General features: G+C 67.0%; 22 protein-coding genes and 1 tRNA gene. 20 read left to right on the top strand and 3 right to left on the bottom strand.

What is annotated here, in order from left to right; genetic code table 11:
* The first annotated feature begins 127 nt into the window (after positions 1-127).
* The 6 genes from FRZ61_RS25860 to FRZ61_RS25835 all read left to right on the top strand — a co-directional run bounded on the left by FRZ61_RS25860 (position 128) and on the right by FRZ61_RS25835 (position 6,152).
* Positions 128-949: a citryl-CoA lyase gene (locus FRZ61_RS25860; protein WP_151120522.1), complete on the top strand. Its 822-nt coding sequence runs from the start codon at positions 128-130 to the stop codon at positions 947-949.
* A gap of 136 nt (positions 950-1,085) precedes the next feature.
* Entirely contained in the window at positions 1,086-1,763 is a 678-nt protein-coding gene (locus tag FRZ61_RS25855; RefSeq protein WP_263641748.1) for an electron transfer flavoprotein subunit beta/FixA family protein, read from the top strand.
* Positions 1,763-2,737 (top strand): electron transfer flavoprotein subunit alpha/FixB family protein, encoded by a 975-nt coding sequence (locus FRZ61_RS25850; protein ID WP_151120520.1) that lies wholly within the window; start codon positions 1,763-1,765, stop codon positions 2,735-2,737. The genes FRZ61_RS25855 and FRZ61_RS25850 overlap by 1 nt, the downstream gene beginning before the upstream one ends.
* A gap of 6 nt (positions 2,738-2,743) precedes the next feature.
* On the top strand, positions 2,744-4,291 hold the full coding sequence (locus tag FRZ61_RS25845) for an FAD-dependent oxidoreductase (RefSeq protein WP_151120519.1): 1,548 nt from the start codon (positions 2,744-2,746) through the stop codon (positions 4,289-4,291).
* Positions 4,278-5,438: an NAD(P)/FAD-dependent oxidoreductase gene (locus FRZ61_RS25840; protein WP_151120518.1), complete on the top strand. Its 1,161-nt coding sequence runs from the start codon at positions 4,278-4,280 to the stop codon at positions 5,436-5,438. Before FRZ61_RS25845 ends, FRZ61_RS25840 begins: the two co-directional genes overlap by 14 nt.
* Before the next feature lie 93 nt (positions 5,439-5,531).
* Positions 5,532-6,152: a TetR/AcrR family transcriptional regulator gene (locus FRZ61_RS25835; protein WP_151120517.1), complete on the top strand. Its 621-nt coding sequence runs from the start codon at positions 5,532-5,534 to the stop codon at positions 6,150-6,152.
* A 3-nt stretch (positions 6,153-6,155) separates the two neighbouring features.
* Here the strand turns inward: FRZ61_RS25835 and FRZ61_RS25830 are convergent, their stop codons facing one another.
* On the bottom strand, positions 6,156-7,781 hold the full coding sequence (locus FRZ61_RS25830; protein WP_151120516.1) for a phytoene desaturase family protein: 1,626 nt from the start codon (positions 7,779-7,781) through the stop codon (positions 6,156-6,158).
* Between the two features lie 165 nt (positions 7,782-7,946).
* Between FRZ61_RS25830 and FRZ61_RS25825 the strand changes: the two genes are divergently transcribed.
* From FRZ61_RS25825 to FRZ61_RS25795, 7 genes are read left to right on the top strand one after another with little or no spacing between them, the layout of a single operon-like run.
* Positions 7,947-8,726, top strand: coding sequence for an aspartate/glutamate racemase family protein (locus tag FRZ61_RS25825; protein WP_151120515.1), 780 nt, complete (start codon positions 7,947-7,949; stop codon positions 8,724-8,726).
* Positions 8,727-8,767: 41 nt separating this feature from the next.
* On the top strand, positions 8,768-9,556 hold the full coding sequence (locus tag FRZ61_RS25820) for an SDR family NAD(P)-dependent oxidoreductase (protein WP_151120514.1): 789 nt from the start codon (positions 8,768-8,770) through the stop codon (positions 9,554-9,556).
* Positions 9,553-10,749, top strand: coding sequence for an acyl-CoA dehydrogenase family protein (locus FRZ61_RS25815; RefSeq protein WP_225309011.1), 1,197 nt, complete (start codon positions 9,553-9,555; stop codon positions 10,747-10,749). Before FRZ61_RS25820 ends, FRZ61_RS25815 begins: the two co-directional genes overlap by 4 nt.
* The gene (locus FRZ61_RS25810) at positions 10,746-11,564 is read left to right on the top strand and encodes a polysaccharide deacetylase family protein (RefSeq protein WP_151120513.1); all 819 of its coding nucleotides are present in this window, start codon (positions 10,746-10,748) and stop codon (positions 11,562-11,564) included. The genes FRZ61_RS25815 and FRZ61_RS25810 overlap by 4 nt, the downstream gene beginning before the upstream one ends.
* Before the next feature lie 32 nt (positions 11,565-11,596).
* Positions 11,597-12,079, top strand: a complete 483-nt coding sequence (locus FRZ61_RS25805) for a MaoC/PaaZ C-terminal domain-containing protein (RefSeq protein WP_151120512.1) — start codon at positions 11,597-11,599, stop codon at positions 12,077-12,079.
* A 24-nt stretch (positions 12,080-12,103) separates the two neighbouring features.
* A complete protein-coding gene (locus FRZ61_RS25800; protein ID WP_225309010.1) occupies positions 12,104-13,594 on the top strand; it encodes a class I adenylate-forming enzyme family protein in 1,491 nt (496 codons plus the stop codon).
* Positions 13,591-14,478, top strand: a complete 888-nt coding sequence (locus FRZ61_RS25795) for a nitrilase-related carbon-nitrogen hydrolase (RefSeq protein ID WP_151120511.1) — start codon at positions 13,591-13,593, stop codon at positions 14,476-14,478. The genes FRZ61_RS25800 and FRZ61_RS25795 overlap by 4 nt, the downstream gene beginning before the upstream one ends.
* 8 nt (positions 14,479-14,486) lie before the next feature.
* Here FRZ61_RS25795 and FRZ61_RS25790 read toward each other — a convergent pair whose 3' ends face one another.
* On the bottom strand, positions 14,487-16,163 hold the full coding sequence (locus tag FRZ61_RS25790; RefSeq protein ID WP_151120510.1) for a choline dehydrogenase: 1,677 nt from the start codon (positions 16,161-16,163) through the stop codon (positions 14,487-14,489).
* Between the two features lie 168 nt (positions 16,164-16,331).
* Between FRZ61_RS25790 and FRZ61_RS25785 the strand changes: the two genes are divergently transcribed.
* From FRZ61_RS25785 to FRZ61_RS25755, 7 genes are read left to right on the top strand one after another with little or no spacing between them, the layout of a single operon-like run.
* Positions 16,332-17,609: an ABC transporter substrate-binding protein gene (locus FRZ61_RS25785; protein WP_151120509.1), complete on the top strand. Its 1,278-nt coding sequence runs from the start codon at positions 16,332-16,334 to the stop codon at positions 17,607-17,609.
* Between the two features lie 35 nt (positions 17,610-17,644).
* Positions 17,645-18,511, top strand: coding sequence for a branched-chain amino acid ABC transporter permease (locus FRZ61_RS25780; protein ID WP_151120508.1), 867 nt, complete (start codon positions 17,645-17,647; stop codon positions 18,509-18,511).
* A 2-nt stretch (positions 18,512-18,513) separates the two neighbouring features.
* Entirely contained in the window at positions 18,514-19,512 is a 999-nt protein-coding gene (locus tag FRZ61_RS25775) for a branched-chain amino acid ABC transporter permease (protein WP_151120507.1), read from the top strand.
* On the top strand, positions 19,509-20,261 hold the full coding sequence (locus FRZ61_RS25770; RefSeq protein ID WP_225309009.1) for an ABC transporter ATP-binding protein: 753 nt from the start codon (positions 19,509-19,511) through the stop codon (positions 20,259-20,261). Before FRZ61_RS25775 ends, FRZ61_RS25770 begins: the two co-directional genes overlap by 4 nt.
* Complete coding sequence (locus FRZ61_RS25765; protein ID WP_191909209.1) at positions 20,261-20,965, top strand: ABC transporter ATP-binding protein; 705 nt, start codon at positions 20,261-20,263, stop codon at positions 20,963-20,965. Before FRZ61_RS25770 ends, FRZ61_RS25765 begins: the two co-directional genes overlap by 1 nt.
* Before the next feature lie 4 nt (positions 20,966-20,969).
* Positions 20,970-21,704, top strand: coding sequence for a hypothetical protein (locus FRZ61_RS25760; RefSeq protein WP_151120505.1), 735 nt, complete (start codon positions 20,970-20,972; stop codon positions 21,702-21,704).
* Entirely contained in the window at positions 21,701-23,455 is a 1,755-nt protein-coding gene (locus tag FRZ61_RS25755) for a choline dehydrogenase (RefSeq protein ID WP_151120504.1), read from the top strand. Before FRZ61_RS25760 ends, FRZ61_RS25755 begins: the two co-directional genes overlap by 4 nt.
* Here the strand turns inward: FRZ61_RS25755 and FRZ61_RS25750 are convergent.
* Positions 23,434-23,508: transfer RNA gene (locus FRZ61_RS25750), tRNA-Thr, on the bottom strand. The two genes, FRZ61_RS25755 and FRZ61_RS25750, sit on opposite strands and share 22 nt — an antisense overlap.
* Between the last annotated feature and the right edge of the window lie 123 nt (positions 23,509-23,631).

Here is a 23,631-nt window from a genome sequence, read left to right as displayed (position 1 = left end):
CAATCGTGGCAGGGTCTCTTATACTGATAGGTCTTTTTTGTATACCGACTGGTCTAACTATGCTAGGGAAAATGCCAGGCAAGAGTAAGCGCCGCCCGGACGGCTGGCGCCGGATATCGAGGAAAACATGGACGGACAAGGCAAGCGGTCCTGGAGCACGGCGGTCAGCGACGTGGAGGCCGCGGACGTTTTCATCCGGGGCTATAGCCTCGGCGACCTGATCGGACGGCTTTCCTTCTCCGCCGCCGCCTATTTGCTGATCCGTGGCAGGCTGCCGAAGCCGGGCGAGGCCCGGATGATGGACGCGATCCTGTGCTCGGTCCTGGACTATGCGTTGAAGAAGCCCGGGACCGTGGCCGCCCGCTACTGTGTTTCGGCCAATCCTTCGATGACGGCGGGCCTCGCCACCGCCATTCTCTCGGTCGGGGAATACACCCTGGCGCCGGACGATGCCGGGCGGTTCATTGCGGAGAGCTTTGCCGCCGCCGGGCAGGCGAGTGGCGCCGACGACACCGCGGCGGCGGCGGAGATCGACCGGCTTCGCGCCGCCGGCCGGCGGGTCCCGGGGTTCGGCCATCCCAATTTCCGCTTCACGGATCCGCGGGCGCAGAAGCTGAAGAGCATCGCCCAGGCGGAGGGCTGCTGGGGGCCATTGTGCGACTGGTATGAGGCGCTGCACAGAGCCTTCACGGCCAAGACCGGCAAGCCGGAGATCGTGATCAACGAAGTCGGCATGATGGCAGCGATCCTGGCGCAGATGGGTTTCACCCCTGCGGAGATGACCGGCATCGCCCTGATGTCCAGCATGCCCGGGGTGATCGCCCATATCTCCGAGGAGCTGCAAAGCAAGGTGCGCATCCGGACCGTGCCGGACGAGACGGTGGAGTACGCGCGGCCGCGCCGCGAGCTCGTCGCCGATCTCAAGGCCGCCGGCTGGACCGGGAACTGACCCTCACGGCGGAATCCGGACCATGCATATTGTCGTTGCCCTGAAGCAGGTCCTCGACCCGAACACGCCCGCGGTGCAGCTGCGGATATCCGACGACGGGCGATCGCTGGATCCGCTCGCCGGCATGAGCCCGGTCATGAACGGCTACGATGCCAATGCCGTCGAAGCTGCCGTCATGCTCAAGGAGAAGCACGGCGGCAGCATCACCCTGCTCAGCATCGGCGACGAGTCCGTCAAGGCCGCGCTACGCCGCGCCTTTGCGATGGGTGGCGACCGCGCGGTTCTGATCGCCGGGCCCACTGGCCTTGCCGCGGACAGCGCGGCGACGGCGGCGCTGCTTGCCGCCGCCATCCGCAAGCTCGCGCCGGTGGATCTGATCCTCGCCGGCCGCCAGGCGTCCGACACCGATGCCGGTCAGGTGCCGCAACGCCTCGCGGCGCTGCTCGATCTTCCGGTCATCACGCCCGTAAAGGGATTCACAATCGACGCGGCCGGCGGTGCGACGGTCGAGCGGATCGGCGACGGGACGACGCAGCGTCTCAAAGTCATGCTGCCGGCGGTGCTCGGGGTCTCCAACGAGATCAACAAGCCACGGCCTGCACCCTTGAAGGGCGTGATGCTGGCGAAGAAGGCCGAAATTCCGACCTGGTCGGCGGCCGATCTCGGTATCGAGCCACCCATGCCGGCGCTCATCCTGCGGCGCCTTTCCGTCTCGCCGATGCCGGAGAGCCGCGCCGAGCTGATTGCCGCCCCGTCGGCCGCGGCTGCCGGGGTCGCCCTGGCCGACCGCCTGCGCCAGGAAGGAATGATCTGATGGCGGGGATCCTGGTTTTCGGCTCGCTCTCCGATGGGGAACTCGCCGGCGCAACGCTGGAAGCCGTCGCGGCGGCACAGGCGGTTGGACAGACACCCGTCCAGGGCGCGCTGATCGGACACGATCTTGCCGCGGCGGCGGGCTTGTTCGCCAGAGCCGCCCTTTCGGGACTGTTTGTCTCGGATCACCCGCAACTCACCCCCTATATCGCGGAGCGACATGCGGCGGCGGCGGCGGCGATCATCGGGCGCGCGGCGCCGGATCTGGTGTTGTTCCCGCAAACGGCGGAGACGGCCGAATGGGTGCCGCTGCTTGCCGGACGCCTTGGCGTTCCGCTGGCGACCGGCTGCACCGGGCTCGCCTTCAAGGGCGGTACCCTGATCGCGACCCGGCCGGTATGCGGCGGCGCGGTCCAGGCGGAATACGAGGTCGATGGACCGCTGCGCTTTGCGACCCTCGCCCCGGGTGCCTTTGCTCCCGTGCCTACGACGGCGGCCTGCGTCCCGATCATGCCGGTCGCGGTCCCGGATCTCGTGTCGCGCGTCGCCCTGATCGAGGAAAAGCCGGAATCGGCCGCGGCCGGACCGCGTCTGAAATCGGCCAAGATCATCGTCTCCGGAGGACTCGGGCTTGGTGCCAAGGAAAACTGGCATCTGGTCGAGGCGACGGCAACCGCGCTCGGCGCCGCCGTTGGCGCCACGCGCGCCGTGGTGGAACTCGGCTGGGTACCGCATTCGCAGCAGATCGGTTTCAGCGGCCAGAAGGTCAGCCCCGATCTCTATCTCGCGATCGGCATTTCCGGCGCCGTGCATCATCTGGCGGGCTTGACGGGCGCCAGGGCGATCGTGGCCATCAACAAGGATCAAGAGGCGAGCATCTTCCGCGTCGCGCGGTTCGGCGTGGTCGGCGATGCCAAGGAGATCGTTCCAGCCTTTACTGCGCGGGTCCGGGAGCTGCGTGCGACGCAGGGTTAGGTGGAGATGGCCAAGGAACAGCTGATTGTGGTGGGCGCCGGCGTTGCCGGCTGTGCCGCCGCGCTGGAGGCGGCGCAGCTTGGACTGAAGGTCACGCTGATCGATGAGCATCCGCAGGGTCTCCAGGCGATGAGTCTCGATGCGCCCTACTTCTATGGCGCGCGGCTCGCCGCGGTGCTGGACGATGCCGCCACCATCGGCGAGCGTGTGCTCGGCGCCAACGAACCGTTGCTGGAATGCCTCGAGGCTGGCGTCGAAATCCTGACCGGGACCTGCATCTGGGGCAGCTATCGGCCGGGGGCGAACAGCACGCACCTGGCCGCGCCGCAGCTTGGCCTCGCCGACGGCGAGCGCTCCTGGCTGATCGAATATGATCACCTGATCCTGGCGCCGGGGTCGCGCGATCTCGTCCTCTCCTTTCCCGGCTGGCAGTTGCCCGGCGTGCTCGGTGCCAACGGAGCCGCGGCGCTGCTCGACCGTTACCAGGCCCTGTCGGGGAGCCGCATGGTGATCCTCGGCTCCGGCAACATCGCCTTGCGCACCGCGAAACTTGCCCTGGAGAAGGGCGTGACGGTGGCCGCGCTCGTGGAAGCGGCGCCGGCGATCCGCGGCGATGCCGCCTTGGCCGCCGAGTTGGCGCAGGCGGGTGTCTCGTTCCACACCGGGCACACCATCGAGCGGGCACTCGGCGAGCAGGAGGTGTGCGCGGTGCGCCTGGTGGCCGTCGATGCCGCGACGAACCCGGTGCGGGACTCGGCGCAGGAGATCGCTTGCGACACGGTCTGCATGGCGTTCGGCGCGGTGCCGAATGTCGAGCTCGCGTCTCTCACGGGCTGCCGCATCGCGTTCGACGCGGCCCGCGGCGGCTGGGCTCCGGTGCTTGACGCCTCGTTCCGCAGTTCGATCGCCAATGTCTACGTGGCCGGCGATGGCGCCGGCGTCGCGGAACCGATGCATCTCGACCCGGGAATCGCCGCCGAGCAGGGACGCCGCGCGGCCCGCGCCGTCGCAGCGGCCGAGGGCCGGAACGTGGCTGCGGAGGGTGAGGCGCTCGCTGTCGCCGGCGGCGACTCTGTCCTCGCGGCGGCCGGTCACTGGCTCCGCTCCCTGGTCAAGGCCGGTGGCATGGATGTCGTGGTGTGCCAATGCGAGGACGTGACCCGGCGCGAGCTGCTCGAGGTCAGCCCGCCGAAATATCTCAACGCCGGCAACCTGAAAAGCTGCGGTGGCGTCGGCGCATTGCCGCCCGCGAGCCGCAACAGCCAGGACATACTGAAGCGCATGACCCGCGCGGGTATGGGCCACTGCCAGGGCAAGCGCTGCCGCGACCAGGTGCTGCTGCTGCTGGCGGAGGCGGCGGGCACGCCGCCGGCCGCGCTGGTTCCAGGATCCTACCGTGCGCCCGTGCGGGCGTTGCCGCTCAGCGTGCTTTGGGCCGGCGAGGAGACCGACGAGATGCGGCGAACCTGGCCGATCTGGCTGCATCCGGTGGATGAGGGGGCGCCGGGCTATGCCAGCGCGAAGGCGATGGAGAGCGGCCGTGGAGAAGGCTGACGCCGTCGTCATCGGCGCCGGCATCATGGGCCTCTCCGCCGGCTATTGGCTGGCACAGCGGGGCGCCAAGGTGATCGTGCTGGACAAGGGTCGCGTCGCCTGGGAGGCATCGGGACGCGCCACCGGCTTCCTCAGCTTGCGCGGCGAGCAGCCGCTGGAGGCGCCGCTCGCCGCGGCGGCGGAGACGCTCTGGTCGACCTTGGACGAACGGCTCGGCTATCCCACCGAATGGCTGCCCGGCGGGCGCCTCTGGGTCGCCCTGGAGCCGGATCGCCTCGCCGAATTGCGGGACATCTGCCCGCAATGGCAGGCGGCGGGCATACCCGTGCAGTTGCTGGACGGTGCCGGGGCGCGGGCGATCGCGCCCTGCTTGTCCGAACAGACCCTGGGCGGTTTGCACACGACCCGGGGCGGTCACGCAAATCCGCAGCGCGCGAGCCAGGCCTTCGCCTGGGCATTCCGCGATTCCGGCGGTGCGATCCGCGAACAGACGCCGGCCCTCGGCATCACGGTCGCCGGCGGCAAGGTGAGGGCGGTGCAGACACCGAACGGTTCGATTTCGACACCCGTCGTCATCAATTGCGCCGGACCGCAGGTCGGGCTGATCGCGGCCATGGTCGGCGTGACGGTGCCGCTGGCTCCGGTGCGTCTGGAGGCCATGGTGACGGTGCCGTTGCCGCGACTGTTCGACGTCGCCATGGTCGGCCACGGGCTTTCTCTTCGGCAGACCCGCCGCGGCAACATTCATTTCAACGGCGGACCGCATGAATGGGTCGATGTCGATCTCACCGGCGAGCCGGCAAAGCCCGGAACCCCGGTCATCCGCAACATTGCCCGGCGTCTGGCCGAGCTCTTCCCCAGCCTCGCAAACACGCCGGTCCTGCGCAGCTGGTCCGGGGTGCTCGAGGTGACACCGGACCAGACCTGCATCATCGAGCGGCTCGCCGCGCCGGACGGCATGATCATCGCGACCGCCTCCGGCCATGGCTTCGGCCTTGCACCCAGCATCGGCCAGGCGATTTGCGACCTCGCGCTCGACGGGCGCAGCCAGGTCCCGATCGACGGCCTGGGGCTCGACCGCTTCGCCAAGCTGGACCCCGGTTGGCGCGCGCTGCGGCGCTGGACGGCCGGGTCCTACAACACGTGAAGGGCTCCTCGGCACGAGTCAAATTTATTGACTTGCCAGTCCGAGATTGGGCATTAGTTTGCCGACCGTGCCCCGTCATCAAGGAGTTCCAGCGTGAAACCCTCGCCCCGTGCCGAACTCAAGGCCAGGAAGCAGGCCTATGTCCAGGATGAGATCCTGGCGGCGGCGGCAAGGCTTTTCGCGGAGCGGGGCTACCGCGCGGTCACCATCGACGATATCGGCTCCAGCCTCGATTACACCAAGTCGGTCGTCTACTACTACTTCACGAGCAAGAACGAGATCCTCTGGCAGATTTTCCAGCGGATCTACGACAGCTATTTCGCCGGCGTCTCCGAGATCCGCAGCCGCAACCTGCCGCCCGCAGAAGCGATGGCGCAGATCATCCGCCGTCACGCCCTGAACGTCATGGAGCGGCGCGACTGGACCGCGATCTATTTCCGCGAGGAAAGCGAGCTGACCGATCAGCAGCGCAAGGAGAACGCGAAGAAGAAGCGCCAGTACGACGCGATGATCGAGGAGGTCTACGAAGCGGGCATCGCGGCCGGCGTATTCTGCGGCATGCCGGCCCACATCGCCGTCAGCGGCCTGCTCGGCATGTGCAACTGGCTCTATGTCTGGTACAAGGAGCAGGGTGCTTTCTCTGCCGAGCAGATCGCCGACTATTGCGCCGAGCTCCTCGCCAACGGCTATCTCAAGAAGAACAAGAAGAAGTAGATTTCAGGCGCCGCGCCAGGCGAACAGCTCCGGCCTCACGCCCTTCTTCCGATCCTGCAGAATCACCTTGGCCGCGTTGTGCCCGGGCACGCCGGTAACGCCCCCGCCGGGATGGGTCGAGGCGCCGCACATATAGAGATTGGCGATTGGCGAGCGATAGCCGGCGGCATGCGCCACGGGCCGCCGGAAGAAGATCTGGTCGATGCTGAGCTCGCCGTGATGCACATGACCGCCGGGCAGATCGAAGATCCGCTCCAGGTCCTGCGGCACCAGAACCTGCTTGTGGATCACGCTGTTGCCGAAGCCCGGTGCGTAGCGCGCGATCTGCCGCATCACGATCTCATAAAGCTCCTCCCGCGCCGCGTCGTCCCAGTCCCGGCCCTGCAGGCGATAGGGCACATGACCGCCGAACACGCTGACGACATGCTTGCCGGGCGGAGCAACGGTGGGGTCGAACGCGCTGGGAGTCAGGATCCAGAGATAGGGCCGCGGCGCCATGCGGCCATGGCGCGCGGACTCGAATGCCTCCTCCAGCTCGTCCAGGTTCTCCGCAATGGTGATCGAGCCCGGATTCTCCGCCGCAAGCTTGCGCGAATCGTAGGCGGTCCAGCGCGGCAGGGCCTCGGTCGCGAGGTTGATCTTGAAGCAGGAAGATTCGGTGCGGATACGCCGAATGGCGGCCAGGAAGCCGGCCGGGAGATGGGTCGGCTCGACCAGGCGCAGGAACGTCGTCCGCGCATTGGCATTGGCGATCACCGCCTTGGCCAGCACGCGCTCGCCGTTCTTGAGCTCGACCCCGCAGGCGGCGCCGTTCTCGACGATCACCCGCGCAACCTCGGCGTCGGTGCGGATGACGACGCCGGCCGCCTCGGCGGCGCGGCGCATCGCCTGGGTGACGGCGCCCATGCCGCCTTTCACGAGCCCGCCGGGTCCGGCGGGCGTATCGGGGTCGCGCAGCATCGGCCGCGCCAGCACATAGGCCGAGCCCGGCGTCTTCGGGCTGATATTGCCGCCGCTGCCGGAGGCGTAGCAGCCCAGCGCCGTCAGCAGGGTCTCGCTCTCGAACCAACGGCGCAGAAAGTCGTGGGCGCTCAGGGTCAGGAGGTCCCAGACGTCATAGAACTGCCTTCCGACATGGCGGAACCGCCAGGCCAGGGCGAGCGAGCGCGCCATATCGCCGAGGCGGCCGGTGGTGGGGTCGACCGGGACCTCGAACAGCAGGCGCCGGAGATGGGGCATCAGCCCCTCCATATGCGCCACGAAGCGCGGCCAGGCCTCGGCGTCGGCGGCCGAGAACTTGCGGATCTCCTCCTGCATTCGCGCCGTGTCGGACCAGAACACCAGGCTGCCGCCGGAGGCGAAGGGCTGGAATCCGGCCGGCGTCTGCAGCACGTCGATGCCGTGTTTCCGCAGGTCGAGATCGAGCATGATCTTCGGCTGCAGCAAGGACATCCAAAAGGCCGCGACCGAGATATGGTAGCCGGGCCAGAGTTCCTCGGTGACGACCGGGCCGCCGACCACGCCGCGCCGCTCCAACGCCGCGACCCTGAGACCGGCCTTGGCGAGATAACTGGCGCAAACGAGGCCGTTATGTCCGGCGCCGATGATGACGGCATCGAGATCCGACATGGAATGCGATCCCCGCGACACTGGCTCAAAACCGCCGTTACGGCATTCCCGCCTTGACTTTAACCGGCAAGACGGAAAAAAATACTCATCAGTCAGTATCACTCTGCGCCACGTTGCGCAAGACGCGCTGCGTGCATAACGGAACCAGCGAACCGGGAGGCGGCTATGAGTGTGAGGATCAACTTCATCAATCCCTTTGGTACTCCGGTCTACAACAATCTCATCAAGGAGACGCTGCTGTCCTATGCGCGGCCGGATACCGAGATCGTCATCACGAACACCGAAAACTGCCCGGAGAATATCGACTACTATTACAACAAGCACATCGTCGAGCTGGTGGTCATGGAAGACGTGATGCGCGCCGAGCAGCAGGGATTCGACGCCGTCATCGTCGGCTGCTGCTACGACCCCGGCGTTCGCGTCGCGCGGGAGCTGGTCGATATCCCGGTGATCGGACCGCTGGAGGCGACCATCATGATGGCGCCCTATTACGGGCACGACTATGTGCTGGTGACCGACCACCACAAGGCGGTGCCCTACCTCCGCGACCTCACCAAGCTTTACGGCGGTCCGGAATGCCGGGATGTCACCTGCATCGACTGGTGGGTTACCGACATGATCCGCGACACCGAGGGCGTCGCCAAGGACGCGATCGCCAAGTGCAGGAAGGCCAAGGAGAAGAGCCGCGCGGAGGTCGTGGTGCTGGGCTGCACCATCATCGCCGCCAGCATGGAGAAGTGGCTGATCGACACCAAGGCGCCGCGCGACGAGACCATCCTCAACACCAACACCTTTGCCTTGAAGATGGCGGAGTCGCTGGGCGACTTGAAGAAGCAGGGTCTCTATAACATCGACCGCGGCGGCTACTACCAGAAGCCACAGCAGCGCAATGGCAGCGAGTTCGCCGAAGTGCGCGCCAAGTTCGGCCGCCCCTCGGCCCTCTGACGCCAGCCTGCCGAAGACGCCGCCCAGCCAACGGAGCTTTCATGTCAATTCTCTCGGGCAAAAACGCGGTCATCACCGGCGGCGAGACGGGGATCGGCCTCGGCATCGCGGAGGCGCTGTCGGCCGCCGGGGCGAAAGTCCTGATCGGCGGCATCCTCGATGACAAAGGCCGCGACGCCGTGGCCAAGATCAAGGGCAAGGGCGGCACCGTGGACTTCGTCAAGGTCGATGTCCGCGACGGCGACCAGGTCGATGCTCTGGTGCAGGCCGGCGTCGACCGCTTCGGCCGGCTCGACATCATGGTCAACAATGCCGGCGTGTTCGACGGTTTCGCGAGCTGCCTCGACACTTCGGAATCGCTCTGGGACAAGGTGATCGACATCAACCTCAAAGGCACCTTCTTCGGTTGCCAGGCGGCGCTGAGGCGTCTGGTGCCTCAAGGCTCCGGTCGGATCATCAACACATCGTCGGTCGGCGGTCTGCGGGGCGCTGCCGACGGCGCCTCCTATACCGCCTCCAAGTTCGCCATCGTCGGCCTCACCCGGCAGATCGCATGCACGTACGCGGAGAACGGCATCACGATCAACGCGATCTGCCCCGGCGTGATCCAGACCGAGATTCGCGCCAACTCGACCCGGATCCTCGGCGAGGATGCGCCGAAAATGGCAGGAGTCGGTGCCGACCCCGACGGCTATAAGCGCCTGGTGCCGGCGCGGCGCAAGGGTACGCCATCGGAAGTCGGCGATCTTGCCGTCTTCCTCGCCTCGGACCATGCCGCCTATATCAATGGGCAGGCGATCGCCATCGACGGGGGCTGGACCGCGACGTGACCGCAGATCCGGGGTCGATCGCCGGTTTCGACGCGGCGGAGCTTGCCGTTCTGGAAACGGTGCGCCGCTTCGTCGCCAAGGAGGTGCGACCCGAGGTGATGCGGCTGGAGCGCGAGGGCGCCTATCCCGAGGCGCTGCTCGAGCGGATGCGGGGCCTCGGATTGTTCGGCCTCGCGATACCCGAAGAGCAGGGCGGCCTCGGGCTGCGCCTGCCGGTCTTCGCCGCGATCATGGAGGAGCTGGCCAAGGGTTGGACCAGCCTCGCCGCTTATGTAAACAGCCATAGCACGGTCGCCTATGTCATCGGAAAGCACGGCACGGGAGCCCAGCGGGCGCGGTATCTCCCGAAGATGGCCACGGGAGAGTTGCGCGCCGCGCTCTGCCTGACCGAGCCGGGCGCCGGCTCCGATTTGCAGGCGATTGCCACCACCGCGCGGCCTGCCGGCGACGGGTTCACGTTGAGCGGCAGCAAGTTTTTCGTCACGAACGGCCGGCGGGCCGACTTGCTGCTGGTCCTGGCGAAGACCGATCCCGCCGCTCAGCCGGCGAAACGAGGCATCAGTTTGCTGCTGGTGGAGAAGGAGATTCCGGGCGTCAAGGTCGCCGGCACCTTCCACAAGATGGCTTACGGGCAAGTCGATACGGTCGAGATCCTGTTTCAGGACGCGCTTGTGCCGAGCGCGGCTCTCGTCGGCGGCGAGGCGGGCCGCGGGCTGCAGCAGCTGTTCGACGGTCTCGAGGTGGGGCGGATCGCGATCGCGGCAAGCGCGGTTGGATTGGCGGCCGATGCGCTGAACGAGGCCCGGCGCTATGCCGGCGAACGCAAGGCCTTCGGCGTCACCATCGACCAGCACCAGGCCGTGCAGCTCCGGCTCGCCGAGATGGCGACGAGGCTGGTGGCGGCGCGATTGATCACGCGCGAAGCCGCGCAGGCGAAAGCGGAAGGCAACCGCGCCGACATGATATCCGGCATGGCCAAGCTCTTTGCCAGCGAGACCTGCAGCGCCATCGTCGACGACGCTTTGCGCATTCACGGCGGCTACGGCTATGTCGCCGACTATCCGATCGAACGGCTCTACCGCGAGGCGCCGCTTTATATCGTCGGCGAGGGCACCAACGACATCCAGAAGCTGGTCATCGCCCGGCGCATCCTCGAGGGCCAGGACATCGACCTGTTGGGACTGCCGCAATGACAACCGTCTGCCTCACCTTCGACGTCGATCTGCTCTCGATCTGGGTCAGCACCTTCAAGCTGACATCGCCGACGCCGCTCTCACGCGGGGAATATGGTGCGCGTGTCGGCCTGCCGCGGGTGCTGAAGCTGCTGGAGCGACATCGGATACCCGCAACCTTCTTCGTCCCTGCGCATACCGCGGCAAGCTTTCCGGAAGCGGTGCGCGAGATCGCCGCCGCGGGCCACGAGATCGCCGCCCATGGCTTCATCCATGAATCGCCGGTCGCGCTGTCACGGGCCGAAGAGGTCGATCTCCTGGCCCGGAGCGAGGATGTGCTGGAGAGGATCATCGGCGCGCGGCCGGTCGGCTACCGCTCGCCTGCCTGGGATCTCAGCCCGCACAGCATGGACGTGCTGGAGGAGCGCGGCTATCTCTACGACAGCAGCCTGATGGCCGACGACTTCCGGCCCTATCGCCCGCGCCGGGGCGATGTGGTGACCGAGACCGGCTTCACGCCCGGAAAGGAATGCGGGCTGATCGAGTTCCCGGTGGCCTGGGAGCTCGACGACTACCCCTACTTCCAGTTCATGGTGAAGCCGATCAACCAGGGCCTGCGCGATCCCGCCGAGGTGGGGACGATCTGGCGGGCCGAGTTCGACTATTGCCATGCGCAAGTCGAGGACGGTGTCTTCAACCTCACCAACCATCCGGAGATCATCGGCCGCGGGCCGCGCATCACCATGCTGGACCGCCTGGTGGCGCATATGAAGGCACAGGCGGGTGTCCGCTTCTCCACCCTGCGACAGGAAGCGCAGCGCCGGCTCGGGCGCTGACCGGCTCTCAGACCAATAACCAAGGACCAACCATGAGCGAGACGAAAACTGTGGCCCCGAAGATCGGCAAGGATGCGCGCTATTTCGAGGAGCTCAACCCCGGGGACAGCTGGGTCAGCCCACGCCGGACCATCACCGAGACCGACATCGTCAATTTCGCGGCCATGACTGGCGATCACAACCCGATCCATACCGACGAGGAATTCGCCAAGACCACGATCTTCGGCGGCCGCATTCTGCACGGCCCGGCGGGCTTCGCCATCGCGACCGGCCTCGAAAGCCGCCTCGGCATCAAGGAAGGCACGGCGATCGCCTTCCTCGGCATGAACTGGGACCTGAAGGGCCCGATCAAGATCGGCGACACGATCCATGTCGAGGAAAAAGTGACCGGCAAGCGCGAGTCGAAGAAGCCGACCCAGGGGCTCGTCTTTTTCCATGTCCAGCTGGTGAACCAGCGCGGCGAGGTGGTCCAGGAAGGCGAGTGGAAGCTGCTGATGATGCGCAAGCCGGCCTGACCTTCGGATAGCGGCAATCGCGCGGTGCGAGCGACCGAGACCATTGATGGCCTGTTGCGGGCGGCCGCCACCCGGCGCGGTGATGCGCCGGCGCTGCGCTTCGGCGCCCGGTCGTTGAGCTACGGCGATCTGCTCCGCGCGGTGGATCGGGCCGCGGCGGCCCTGCGGGCGCTGGGAATCGGCGATGGCCGGATCTTTGCCATCCTGAGCGAAAACCGCCCCGAGCTGATGGTGGCCTATTATGCCGCGGCCAAGCTGGGCGCGGTGTTCGTGCCGATCAATCCCAGCCTCACGCCGCGCGAGGTGGCGCATATCGTGACCCATTCCGGGGCGGCGCTGCTGTTCCATGACGAGGCCATGGGATCCGTCGCGGAAGCCGCGGTGCCGGCCGAACGGCGGCGGCCGCTGGAGGCTCTTGGCGCTGCTGCGGCGCCGGCGCCGACAGCCGACATCGATCCCGCCGACGATTTCCTGATCATCTACACCTCGGGCTCGACCGGCACGCCCAAGGCCGTGCTGTTCGACCAGGCTGCGGAAATCGCCGGCAATGCGTCGCTGATCGAGATGTGGGGCATTACCGAGGAGGATGTAACCCTGGTGGCGCTCCCGCTCGGCTTTCTCTACGGGCTCTCGACCGCGGCGGCGACCGGGCTGCAGGCGGGCGGCCAGGTGGTGATCCAGCGCCGCTTCCATCCCGGCGAGGTGCTGCAGGCGCTCGTGGCGAATCGGGCAACCATCTACCACGGCGTCCCCACCATGTTCACCATGATGCTGGACTATGCCGAGCAGAACGGGCTTGCCCCCGATCTCTCCTTCATGCGCCTGCTGATCTGCGCGGGTGCGCCGCTCTCGGTCGAGCTGAAGGCGCGCTTCGCCGCCCGCTTCAACAAGGCGATCGACGACTACTATGCGCTGACCGAGGTGCGCCCGGTGTTCGGCCGCTTTGCCGCGGACCCGGCGAAGCTGCCGGCCGGCGCCATCGGCCGCGCGGCACCGGGCGCCGTGATCCGGATTGTCGACGGCGCGGGGTTGCCCGTGCAGGCGGGCGAGCAAGGCGAGCTTCTGGTGCGCGCGCCATCGACGCTGAAGCGCTATTTCAAGGACGAGGCGCTAACCCAGACCGCCCTTCAAGACGGGTTGTTCCGCACTGGCGACCTCGGTTTCCGCGACGCACAGGATTTCTATCACCTGACCGGTCGCATCAAGGACATCATCATCCGCGGCGGCGCGAACATCGCGCCCGCCGAAGTCGAAGGCGTGATCGCGCGACATCCGGGCGTGCAGTCGGTCGCCGTGATCGGCATTCCCGACCGCAAGTATGGCGAGGTCGCGGCCGCTTTCGTGGTTCGGCGCGGCGACGCGGAGGTGTCGGGCGAGGCGCTGGCCGCGCTCTGCCGCAACGAGCTGGCGGAATACAAGGTGCCGGCTGTGTTCCGCTTCGTGCCCGCGTTTCCGCTCGGCGCCACCGGCAAGGTCGACAAGAAGGCGCTGAGGGCGCTGTGGTCCGCGGCATGACCGACACCCTGAAGATCTCGGTCGCGACCTTGGCGATCCGGCGCTATCCGGATGTGGGGGCCTTCCGGGCGCATATCGAAGCGCTCGCCGGCGAGGCCGCGGCGGAGGGCAGCCGCCTGCTGCTGCTCCCGGAGCTCGCCTGTCTCGGCCTGCTCTGGGGCGACCCGGAGGCGGGCGCGACCACGGTACCGGGCGTCGCCGGTCTCTATCGCCGCCGCCTGACGCCGCTGCTCGGCGCTTACACCGACTGCCTCCGCGAGGTCGCGCGCCGCCACCGCATCGCCATCGCCGGCGCCTCGTTCTGGCACGAGGAGAAGGGGCATGGGCTCAACAGCGCATACATCGCCCTGCCGGACGGCACGCTGCTGCGCCAGGACAAGCTGCACCCGACCCGGCCGGAGCAGGCCATCGACACCGTCGGTGGCGAAACCTTGACGCCGTTCGAGATCGAGGGCGTCCGGATCGGCCTGGCGATCTGCTACGACGTCCAGTTTCCGGAGTTGACGCGACATCTGGTGGCGGAGGGGATCGAGGTCCTGCTGGTCCCTTCGCTCACCACGGAACGCGGATACTGGCGCGTCCGGCACAGCGCCCAGGCCCGGGCGGTGGAGAACCAGATCTATGTCTGCGTCTCGCCGATCGTCGGCGATCTCGGCATTCCCACCGACCATCCCGTGGTTTGCGTCGGCTGCGCCTATGTCGCATGCCCGATCGACAATCGCTTCGCAATCGCGGACGGCACCTACGCCGAAGCGGCGAAGAACACGGAGAGCCTGTTGCACGTGGATCTCGATCTCGCGCGGCTGAGGCTCTCCCGCACGAAATCCGAGATTCGGCAGCTTGCCGACCGGCGTCCGGAACTCTATGCCCGCCTGAAGCGCTGAGCACCCGCTCAGCGCTGCGCGGTCTGCCAGTTCGGATGCGTCCAATAGGGCAGGTTGGAGGCCGGCAGGGACAAGCCGCGGATGATGTCGCTCGCCCGCTCGGCCAGCATGATGGTCGGTGCGTTGGTGTTCGCGCTGACCACTTGCGGCATGATCGAAGCATCCACCACGCGCAGGCCCTCGACGCCACGCACGCAGAGCTGCGGATCGACCACGGAGTCGGGATCGCCGCCCATGCGGCAGGTGCCGGCCGGATGAAACGCGGTGGCGATGTTGTCGCGGATCCATCGTTCCAGCGAGGCCTCGTTCGCGCCGGCGGGGCCCGGCGCGATCTCATCGCGGACATAGGCCTGCAGCGCCGGTTGACGCACGATCTCCTGGGTCAGGCGGACGGCGCGGCGCATTGTCTCGAGATCGCGCGCATCGGAAAGGTAATTGAACTGAAGACGCGGCGACGCCTTGGGATCGGCGCTGCGCAGCGTGAGCGTACCGCGGCTTTCGGCGCGCAGCATGGTCATGTGGATCTGGCAGGCATGACCGGGATGCGGGGCGAAGCTGCCGGGCCGGAAGGCCAGCGGCAGGAGCTCGAGCTTCAGGTCCGGATGGTCGATGCCGGCCCGCGTCCGGATGAAGGCGGCCGCCTCGAACTGGTTGGTGGCGGCGAGGCCCTCCCGCGCGAGAAACCATGTGAGCCCGGTCAGCCACTTGCCCGGGAACCGGGTCGCCGGGAACAGCGAGACCGGCTGCTTCAGCCAGTACTGCACCGTAAGATCGGGATGGTCCTGCAGATTCTGCCCGACCGCCGGGCGATCGGCCACGACGGCCATGCCGAGCGATTGGAGATGGTCCGCGGGGCCGATGCCGGACAGCATGAGGACCTGCGGCGAGTTGATCGAGCCGCCACTGACGATGACCTCGCGGGCGCGAACGGAGAAGGCCTGGCCGTCCCGCCGGCCGGCGACGCCGGTTGCGCGCTTGCCCTCGAAGACGACGCGCTCGACCAGGACGTCCGATAGGATCTTGAGGTTCGGCCGACCGCGTGCCGGATCGAGATAGGCGCGCGCGGCGCTCCAGCGCCGGCCGCCGGAGATCGTCATCTCGTTCGGGCCGAAACCCTCCTGCTGCAACCCGTTGCTGTCCCGGGTCAGCGGATAGCCTGCCTGCTTCCCCGCCTCCATGAAGGCGGCATTGAGCGGTCTCCCCGCGATGTCGGGCGGCATCACCCGCAACGGCCCGGCGCTGCCGCGATAGGGATCGCGCGGTCCGGCGGATGTCTCGGCGCGCTGGAAGTAAGGGAGCAGGTCGGCGTAACCCCAACCGGTGCATCCGTGTTCGCTCACCCAGCCGTCATAGTCGCGGCCATGGCCGCGGGTATAGACCATGCCGTTGATCGAGGAGGAGCCGCCCAGCACCTTGCCGCGCGGATGATCGATCCGCCGCCCGCCCAGCTCCGGTTCCGGCTCGGTGACATAGTTCCAGTTGTGCCTGCCGCTCTCCAGCAATGCCCCGACACCGAGCGGCATCTCGATCCGCCAGTCCCGATCGGAGCCGCCGGCTTCAAGCAGCAGCACCCGCACCTTCGGATCCTCGGTCAGCCGCGCCGCCAGAACGCAGCCCGCCGACCCCGCCCCCACGACGACGAAATCAAAACTGTCCCCGAGGGCACCGGTATCACGCCCAACCATCGTTCTGTCGATCTCCGTCCCGATCGCGCGGCCGAGGCGATCGCTCCGCAAAAAAGCTTGCGAAACCGCATCTCCTGGCGAATACTGACCAGTGGGTCTAAAAACTAGAGCATCCAGTCAGTCTACACAAGATACTGACCGTTACGTGCCGCCAAACAGGAGAAAACCATGCCCAGGCTCAAGTCTCGGTTCACGCGCCGTCAGGCGCTTATCGCCGCCGGCGTCACGGCCTCCGCCATCGCCATGCCGAACATCGTGCGCGCGGCCGACCCCAAAGTCCGGGTCGGCGCGCTTCTGCCATTGACCGGCGACCTCGCGCTCTGGGGAGTGCCGGGCAGGAACGGCGCCGACGTCTGGGCCGCGCGCACGAACAAGGCGGGAGGGGTGAAGATCGACGGCAAGCAGCACGAGGTCGAAGTCGTCGCCTTCGACGGCGCCTATGTCGCCGAGAAGACCCTGGAGGGCGCGCGATCCTTCGTCGACCAGGAGGTCGCGTACACGATGGTGATCGGCGGCGACGATTGGTCGGCGATCCAGGACTTCTCCAACCGCAACAAGCTGCTGACCTCGACCCTCTACGTTACCGACCTCAATCCCGACTCCAAATACCTGCTGGCGCCGGTCGAGGTGCATCCTCTCTATTTCGGCTGCGGCGCAGAGTATCTGCGCAAGGTGGAGCCAGACGTGAAGACCGTCGCGCTCTGCGCCCAGGACGACCTCACGGGCCGCGTCGCGCTCGCTTATTGGCGCGCCGGCTTCGACGCGCACGGCTTCGAGATCGTCAAGGACCAGTATTTCGACGCCGCGACGACGGACTTCGCGCCGGTGGTGAGCGCGTTGCTCGCCAGCAAGCCGCAGGCGGTCTGCCTCGACACGGCCTATCCCTCCTTCGCGCTGCTCTTGGTCGAGCAGCTCTTCCTGCAGGGCTTCAAGGGCCGGATTCTGCATGCCGGTCTCGAGTTGCTGCCGGACATGGTGAAGCGCACGAGCGTGGAATACATGGAGGGGGCCATCACCTTCTTCCCGCGCTTCGACGACCCCAACATCAACAAGTCCGCGCCGGGCTTCCCCGATCCGGGCGGTTTCTATGCCGACGTGGAAAAGGCCTTTCCGGGCGGCTGGAACAATACCACCTGGGAATTCGCCGCCTGTCTGGAGGTCTGGAAACGCTCGGTCGAAGCCGCCAACACCACGGAGCCGGACGCGCTCCTCGCCAGCATGAAGGCCAATCCGCCGGCCCACATGTACGGTCCCGCCGTCTGGTGGGGTCAGGATCTGTTCGGAATCAACAACGCCCTCGTCGGCTCCTGGCCGATCGTCGTGGTGAAGAGCGGCAAGGTCGATATCGTCGAGCTCAGCAACCAGGCGAGTTGGTACGAAAAGCACCGGGACCTCGTCGTAAAGCGCTTCCGCGAAGAGAATTTGATGCCTGACCAGAAGAAGTGAGCGACCGGCGCCCTAGGGGCGTCGGACCTTCCTCCATGCAGTTCCTGGTCGATACCCTGTTGAATGCGGCGATGGCGAGCGCGGCAACCGCGCTCGTCTCGATCGGCTTGGCCCTGATCTTCGGGGTGATGCGCATCGAGAACTTCGCCCACGGCGAGCTCTACATGGTCGGCGCCTATGTGACCTGGTATGTCACCGCCGGGCTCGGACTCAATTACTTCGCCGGGCTGGCCGGCGCCGTGGCTGTCACGGCGTTGATCGGCGCTTTCATGGAAGTGGCTCTGTTCCGGCGTCTCCGGAGCAACCCGGTCGGCTGCCTGATCGTCACGGTCGGCGTCCTCCTGGTGCTGCAGACCGCCATGGTCTGGCTGTTCGGCATCAACAGCACGCTGCTGGTGGATACGCCATTTCCGGGTGTCCTCAAGCTCGGGGCGGTCAACCTGCCCTGGCACCGGCTGTTCGTCATCTTCGCCGCCATCGCCGTGATGGGCGCGCTCAGTTGGCTCTTGCGCGGCACGCGCTTCGGCTGGGCGATCCGCGCCGCGGCCCAGGACCGGGAGGCGGCGAGCCTGCAGGGCATCTCGATTGGCCGGATCGCCGTCTATGCCATCATGCTGAGCGCAGGCCTGGCCGGCGCCGCGGGGTCGTTGATGGCGCCGCTGGTGCGGATCAGCCCCTTCATGGGCCAACCCATCATCATTACCGCCTTCATCGTGGTCATCATGGGCGGCATCGGCTCGATCGAGGGCGCGATCATCGCCTCCGTGGTCTATTCCACCTTCTACACCTTCGTCTCCGCCTACATCGATAGCACCATCGCCATCATCGCGGGCCTCTGCATCATGCTCGGCGTGCTGATCTTCATGCCGAGCGGCCTGCTGGGCAAGGCGGAGAAGGTCTAGCGATGACCTTCGCCAAGGCTTTGCCGGTCACCTCCGCAACCCTTGCGATTGCCCTTGCCGCGCTCATCCCGACGGTGTTCGGCGACTACTACACCTCGTTCTGCACCGAGATCGCCATTACCGTCCTCATGCTCTCGAGCTACCGGATCATCGTGCTCACCGGGGAATGGTCCTTCGCCCATGTGGTGCTGCAGGGTGTCGGCGCCTACACCGCGGCGATCCTGGCCAAAGGCTACGGCTGGCCGTTTCCCTTGACGCTGCCCGCGGGTGCGCTGATGGCCGCGACGGTGGCGGCCGTGCTCAGCTATCCGCTGCTCCGCATGAAGGGCTTCTATTTCCTGATGGGCAGCTTCGGTGCCGCCGAGGCGATCCGGCTGCTCTGGCGCAAGATTCCGTTCTTCGGCGGCACCCGCGGCCTCTCCAACATCCGGCCGCCCTACCTCGATCTCGCCGGCATCGAGATCGACTTCGGCGATCCCGGCAATTTCTTCTACCTCACCCTCGCCATCGTGGTCTGTTGCCTCTTCCTGATGTGGCGGATCGAGAGCGCGCGCATCGGCCGGATCTGGCGCGCGGTCAATCAACAGGACGTCCTGGCCCAATCGGTCGGCATCGACTCTCGCTCCTATCGGCGTCTCGCCTTCGTGGTGGCGGCCGGTTTTGCCGGTGTCGCCGGCGTGCTGCTGGCCTATGCCTTCGGCAGCATCACGCCCAACCGCTTCAACCTCAACTTCGCGCTCTACCTGATGATCTGGTCGATCGTCGGTGGCACGCGGACCTTCTACGGCGTAGTCCTCGGCGGCATCATCCTGCTGGGCTTCGACGAGGCCTTGCGCTTCGCCGAGGAGCTTCGCCCCGGCGTCTATGGCCTGCTGCTGATCGGCGTCATGCTGTTCTGTCCGCAAGGGCTGGAGCGAATCTTCGTGCCCTTGGTGGAGCGGCTGCGCGGTCCGGTTTCGTCGGCCTCACCCGACCCCAGTGTCACGGAGACGCAGCAGTGACCGCGCTGCTCGAGCTCACCGGCCTGCGCAAGACCTTCGGCGGCTTGGTCGCGATCGAAAATGTGAGCGCGGCTGTCGAGGTTGGCGCCATCCATGGCCTGATCGGCCCCAACGGCGCCGGCAAGACGACGCTCTTCAGCATCATCACCGGCTTCTATCGCCCGGATGCCGGCTCGGTCGTCTTCGATGGCAGCGACGTCACCGGCCTCTCCACCGCCGCGCGGGCGCGGCGTGGCCTGGTGCGCACCTTCCAATCCAACCTGTTGTTCGCCGAGCAGACCGCGCTGGAAAACGTGGTCTACGGCGCCCTGGTCAGCCGGCCGCGTCATGCGCTGGACTGGCTGATCGAGCGTCAGGACCATCGCGCGGCCGCACTCCACGACGCCCGCCAGACCCTCGATTTTTGCCGGATCGGCGACAAGGCCGCGACGCGCGCCGTGGACCTGTCCCACGGCCAGCAGCGCGTGCTCGGCATCGCGGTCGCCCTGGCCGCCCGGCCGCGCCTGCTGCTGCTCGACGAGCCCTTCACCGGCATGACGGCACGGGAAAAGGACTCTCTGGTCGCCATGATCAGAGAGATCCGCGACCGCGGCACAACCATCATCCTGGTCGAGCACGACATGCGCGCGGTGATGCAGCTCTGTGACCGCATTACCGTCCTCAACTTCGGGAAGGTGATCGCCGAGGGGTCGCCGGACGAGGTGCGCCGCCATCCAGAGGTCATGGCTGCCTACCTGGGGGCGGCGTGATGCTCGAACTGCGCCATGTCACCGTACGGTACGGTGCAGTCCGGGCGGTCCAGGACCTTTCGCTCACCGTGCCGGAACGCAGCATCGTCAGCATCATCGGCTCGAACGGCGCTGGAAAGAGCACGACCCTGCGCGCCATATCCGGCCTGGTACGTCCCTCGGGCGGGGAGATCTGGTTCGACGGCCAGCGCATCGACCGGCTGGACCCGAAGGCGATCGTCGCGCGCGGCATCGCCCATGTGCCGGAGGGCCGCCGCGTCTTTCCCGACCTCACTGTCGAGGAAAATCTGCGGATCGGGGCCTATCTGCGCCAGGACAAGAGCGCGGTCAACCGCGACTTCGAACAGATCTGCGGCGAGTTTCCGCGCCTCGCCGAACGCCGGCGGCAGCTCGCTCGCACCTTGAGCGGCGGTGAGCAGCAGATGCTGGCCATCGGCCGTGCGGTGATGTCGTCCCCGCGGCTGATACTGATGGACGAGCCCTCGATGGGTCTCTCGCCGATCATGGTCTCCGCCATGACGCAGGTGATTCAGCGCATCAACGAGACCGGCCGGACCGTCTTGCTGGTCGAGCAGAACGCCAACGTCGCCCTCTCGATCTGCGACAGCGCCGTCGTGCTCGAGCGCGGCAGCGTCGTTCTCACCGGCAGCGGCGCCGAATTGCGAAACAACGAGCATGTTCGGATTGCCTATATCGGAGTCTGATCGCATGGGCGACGTCGTCGGGCAGCTATGGGCTGCGAGCCTCGCGTGCTCCCCCGCCCTGCGTTGTCGTCTCATCGATGCTTGCGTGGTCCCCCACATTGACGGGCTGAAGGGTCATGTTCTCCAGGCCGTCAGCCGGCATTTGCGGGCGCTGGCCGAAACCGATGCAGGCCTTGTGGTCGCAGGCCGATCGAATGCCGAGGAGGCCGTCAACGCCTGGATCGCTCTCGAACGCGCGATCGCGACGACCAACCCGGAATTGGTGCCCCTGGCCCATGCCTTCCACGCGCGGTTGGCCAGCCGGCACCAATCGGCCTATGGCGCGCTTGCGCGCAAGCAGCGGCTCGACCTCGCGCGCTGCGCGCGCCTGAAGACCGAGGCGCTGCACGCCGCAGCCTTGAAGGCGGCGGGCGAAGGGCTGGCGGCAGCCGAGGCGCTGGAGAGGATATCCAACCAGTGGCGTGCCGGCCTGCCGACCAGGCTGCCGGGTCTGCGGGCGATCGAGCTCACGGGAGCGCGTTGGTTCAGCGGCGAAGGCCGTGAGGCCTTCGCCGCGGCACTGCTCAGCCGCGCCGAGACGATCGCCGGCGTCCATGCGGCCTACCCGGAGGACGCGCCGGTGCACTGGCCGCCTAATCCCAACCAGGACGAGCTGCTGCGCTTCGCCTTTGCGGCAGCGCGGTTGCCGGCGGCCATCACGGCGGGGGAGTCCGGCGAGGAAAAAGGGACCGAGCCATGAAAGCGATCGGCGAGCACAGCGACGCGGTCGATTATATCGTGGTCGGTGCGGGATCGGCCGGCTGTGTCGTTGCCAATCGCCTCAGCGCGAATCCCGACGTTTCGGTCTTGCTGCTGGAAGCGGGCGGTCCGGATCGTTGGTGGGACTTCCGCATTCAGATGCCGGCAGCGCTCACTTATCCGCTGGCCGGCACGACCTACAATTGGCAGTTCCTGACCGAACCGGTCCCAGCCCTCAACAACCGACGCATTCCTTATTTTCGCGGCAAGGGGCTCGGCGGCTCTTCGACCATCAACGGCATGGTCTATGTCCGCGGCAATGCGATGGATTTCGACAATTGGGCGAAAGAGCCCGGCCTCTCCGATTGGAGCTATGCGCAGTGCCTGCCCTATTTTCGCCGTTCCGAGACCTATGACCAGGGCCCCGACGACTATCGGGGCGGCGATGGGCCGCTGCATGTCACCAAGGGTTTCGGCCTGAGCCCGCTCTACCAGGTGTTTCTGGAAGCGGCGCACGAAGCGGGCCACGCGCTCGTCACCGACATGAACGGCTATCGCCAGGAAGGCTTCGGCCGGATGGACCTGACGATCCATAACGGTATCCGCGAGAGCACCGCGCGGGCCTTTCTGCATCCGGTCTCCTCCCGTTCGAACCTGGCGGTCTGCACCGGCGCCATGGTCTCCCATGTCGCGATCGAATGCGGGCGGGCGACCGGCATCGTCTTCCGCAGCCGGGGCCGCGACCGTACCGTCACGGCGAAGCGGGAGGTCGTGCTCTGCGCCGGGGCGATCCAATCGCCGCAGATCCTGATGCTGTCCGGCATCGGCCCGGCGGCGGAGCTAAAGCGCCACGGCATTCGTCCGGTGCAGGACCTGCCGGGAGTTGGGCGCAACCTTGGCGACCATATCGAGTTCATCGTCGCCTATCAGTGCACACGGCCGGTGACCTATTATCCCGCGACCAAGCTGCACCGTCAGGCACTGATCGGCGCCCAATGGCTGGCGACACGCAAGGGTCTCGGCGCCTCCAATTTCTTCGAGGCGGGCGGGTTCCTGCGTTCCGCGGCGGATATCGCTTGGCCCGACGTCCAATTGCACTTCGTGGCGCTCGCCGCCGACTATTCCGGCCGGGCCACGTCGCCCGGCCACAGCTACCAGGTCCATCTCGGACCGCAGCGCAGCCTCAGCCGCGGCACCGTCACCCTGCGCTCCTCCAGCCCCGAAGACCCGCCGGTTATCCAGCCGAACTTCCTCGCCGTGCCGGAAGACTGGGCCGAGGCACGAGCCGCGATCCGCGCCTCGCGCCACATCCTGGAGCAGCCGGCGCTGCGCGCCTATCGCGGCGCCGAGATCCGCCCCGGTGCACGCGCCGACCGGGACGATACGCTGGACGAATACATCCGCGAGAATGCCGAAACCGGATACCACTTTGTCGGCACCTGCCGTATGGGGAGCGGGCCGGATGCGGTGGTCGACGGGCAGCTCCGTGTGCATGGCATCGAGGCGCTGCGGGTGATCGATGCCTCCGTGATGCCGGAAGCGACCAACGGAAATACCAACGCACCCACGATCATGATCGCGGAGCGCGGCGCTGATTTCATCATGAACCGGGCTCTGCCGCGGTCGGATGCACCGTTCTATAGGATCGGCGCCGCAACCCGTGCCGGATCGCAACCACCGGTGCCGGACTCGCGGGAGCACGGCGACCCTGCGATGGGCGGGGAAGGAGATGGTGCCGCAGGAGGGAATTGAACCCCCGACCCACGCATTACGAATGCGTTGCTCTACCCCTGAGCTACTGCGGCGACCGGGGTATTTCGAGGCGGCGCACGCTAGTGCAGGCGCCCCGGTCCCGTCAACTATAGTAAATTCCCCGGGACTGGCCGGCCAGCCAACCGATCCGAGGCCCGGGAAGGGCCTGAAACACT

The organism is Hypericibacter adhaerens (genome assembly GCF_008728835.1).
Taxonomy (GTDB): domain Bacteria; phylum Pseudomonadota; class Alphaproteobacteria; order Dongiales; family Dongiaceae; genus Hypericibacter; species Hypericibacter adhaerens.
This window is presented reverse-complemented; position numbering and strand designations above follow the sequence as displayed.